The sequence below is a fragment of the Micromonospora sp. NPDC005197 genome, assembly GCF_040608295.1.
In the GTDB taxonomy this organism is placed as follows: Bacteria; Actinomycetota; Actinomycetes; order Mycobacteriales; family Micromonosporaceae; genus Micromonospora.
Map to the genome: position 1 here is coordinate 1 of NZ_JBEXHY010000248.1, position 3016 is coordinate 3016.

Below are 3016 nucleotides of genomic sequence, written 5' to 3' on the forward strand. Positions count from 1 at the left end.
CGCGCTGGACTTCGACGACCTGATCATGACGACGGTGCACCTGCTCCAGTCCAGGCCGGCCACCGGGGTGGGATCCAGCACGACCGTCGCCGTGGCGGTCTGCGGCGGCACACCGGGCTCCGTCGGCGCGTCGGTGTACTCGGCGACGAAGACCGCGGTGAGATTGTCCGCCCCGCTGTGCCCACCGTCCACGAAGGTGGGGATCGTCCCGGAGCACCCCGTCGCCGTGGAGAGCGGGTGCCCGTGCTGGTCGTGCCCGAGCACGTAGGTGACCTTCACCCGGGAGCAGTCCACCGGCAGGTCGTCGGTGACCTTCACCTCGTACGCGACGGTCTGCCCGAACTGGAACGGCTGCCCGGCCACCGGGGCGACGAACTCGATGATCGGCGCGGTCGGTCCGACCAGCAGCGGCAGGGTCGCCGAGGCGGACCGCCCGGTGCGGTCGGTCACCTTCAGCGTCGGCGTGTACGAGCCGTTCTCCTGGAACGTCCAGGTCGGGTTGGCGTCGGTGCTGTCCACCGAGCCGTCCGCGTTGAAGTCCCACGCGTAGCTCAGCTTGTCACCGTCCGGGTCGGTGGTGCCGGCGCTGGAGAACGCGACGGTCAGCGGGGCCTGCCCGACGGTCGGGGTACCGCTGATCTTCGGGATCGGCGTCCGGTTGCCGCGGACGAAGTCGATCCGGGACAGCTGGGCGTCCGGGTTCTCGGCGAAGTAGCCGTCCCCGTACTCCAGCACGTAGAGCGCGCCGTCCGGACCGAACTCCATGTCCATCGGGTTGTCCACCACCAGCGACGGCGCCACCGGCCGGATGTCCTGCACGTCCCCGTCGGAGTCGAGGCGGAACTCCTTGATGTAGTCCCGGGTCCACTCGTAGAACAGCGGCACCCCGTCGTAGTAGGCCGGCCACCGGGTACGCGACGTGCTGGTCCCGTCGTAGTCGTACGCTGGGCCGCCCATCGGGGCGATGCCGCCGGTGCCCAGCTGCGGGAACTCGGCCGAGGCGGCGGCCGCGTACCAGACCTGCGGGGCCTGGACCGGCGGCAGTTGCCGCTTGCCGGTGTTGTGCGGTGAGTCGTTGACCGGTCGCTTGCAGTTGAACTTCGGACCGGACTCGCCGGTGGCGAAGTCGTAGTCGCGGTAGGCGATCGTCGGCGTCACGCAGTACGGCCAGCCGTAGTTCGCCGGCTTGTCGATCAGCATCCACCGGCCGTGTCCGGCCGGCCCGCGCGCCGGGTTCGCGGTGGAGGCGTCGGGGGAGTAGTCGCCCAGGTACACGTTGTCCGTACGCCGGTCGACGGCGAACCGGAACGCGTTGCGCAGCCCCATCGCGTAGATCTCCGGGCGGGTCTGCGCCGTGCCCGGCTTGAACAGGTTGCCGGCCGGCACCGTGTAACCGCCACCGGCCTTCACCTTGATGCGCAGCAGCTTGCCGCGCAGGTCGTTGGTGTTGGCCGCGGTGCGCTGGGCGTCGTACGCCGGGTTGCGGTCGGCCCGCTCGTCGATCGGGACGTAGCCGTCGGAGGCGAACGGGTTGGTGTCGTCACCGGTCGACAGGTACAGGTTGCCCTTGCTGTCGAAGTCGATCTGGCCGCCGACGTGGCAGCAGATGCCCCGATCGGTCGGCACGTCGATGATCTGCTGCTCGCTGGCGAGGTTCAGCTTCATCCCGTCCAGCTTGAACCGGGACAGCCGCAGCGCGCCCCGGAACCGCTGCCAGTCGGCCTCGGTGCCGACCGCCGGCGCGTCCCCCTCGTTGACGTCGGGGGTCGCCGGGTCGTCCACCGGCGTGTCCAGCGGCGGCGAGTAGTAGAGGTACACCCACTTGTTCTGGGCGAAGTTCGGGTCGATGGCGACGCCCTGCAACCCCTCCTCGTCGTGCTCGTAAACCGGGATGTCGGCGGCGATGGTGTTCAGCCCGGTGCGCGGGTCGTGGATGCGGACCTCGCCGGTCCGGGAGGTGTGCAGCACCCGCAGGTCGGGCAGGACGGCGAGGATCATCGGCTCGCCGGGGAAGTCGTTGAGCGTCACCTTCTGGAAGCTGCTGTCCGGCGGCGGGGCCGCCGGCGCGGCGGCTGCCGCCGTCGTCGGCGCGACCAGGCCGGCCGACACCAGGAGCAGGGCGGACAGGAAAGCGGTCCGGTTCATCATCAGGTAGTCCCCCGAGGTGGTCAGTACCGGAGTGCGGCGAGGTAGTCGAAGCCGACCCGGGCGGTGTCAAGGGCGTCGGCGGGGGCGCGCGGCGGGGTGCCCGCGTCGTCGCGCTCCACGATGTACTCCTCGATGCCCGCCTCCCGCTCGTGGTCGAAGATCCGGCCGAAGTCGATGACGCCGTCGCCCAGGTCCGCGAAGCCGCCCTCGACGTCCAGGTCCTTGACGTGCACCTGGCGGATCCGGCCGCGGTTGGCCCGGATCACGTCGACCGGGTCGTGTGCGCCCCGCCAGGTCCAGTACAGGTCGAGTTCGAAGTGGACCAGCCGGGGATCGGTCTGCCCGGTGAGGATCTCGAAGCCGGTTGAGCCGTCGGTCAGCGGCACGAACTCCAACTGGTGGTTGTGGTAGCCGAAATCGAGCCCGGCGCGCTCGGCCAGCCGGCCCGCCTGGTTGAGATCCCGGGCCAGGGCACGGTAGACGGCGGGGTCCCGGTACGGACGCCCCTGGGCGTCCCGACCGAAGTACGGGTGGACGATCTTCTTGCAGCCCACCGTGTTGGCGTCCGCGAGGGCACGTTCCCAGGTGGCGGCGTCGAACGGCTGCGGGATGCCGGTGTGCCCGGACGTGGCGCGCAGCCCGGCCGCGTCGAGCGCGGCCCGGAACTCCGCCGCCGTACGCCCCACGAAGCCGGCGTGCTCCACCCGCCGGTAACCGATGCGCCGCAGGGCGGTCAGGGTGCCCGGCAGATCGGCGGCGAGCTGGTCACGCACGGTGTAGAGCTGGATGCTGATGCGGTCCACCGGCACCCGACGCCGGCCGTGGGACTGGCCCCGGGCGGCGGTGTCGCCTGCCGGCGCGGCGTTCG

General features: G+C 71.1%; 2 protein-coding genes. Both read right to left on the minus strand.

Annotated elements, in window-relative coordinates; translation table 11 throughout:
* The coding region (locus ABZU46_RS31515; RefSeq protein WP_354863337.1) for a PQQ-dependent sugar dehydrogenase at positions 1-2148 on the minus strand (2148 nt) is incomplete at its 3' end.
* A 20-nt stretch (positions 2149-2168) separates the two neighbouring features.
* The coding region (locus ABZU46_RS31520; RefSeq protein WP_354863338.1) for a sugar phosphate isomerase/epimerase at positions 2169-3016 on the minus strand (848 nt) is incomplete at its 5' end.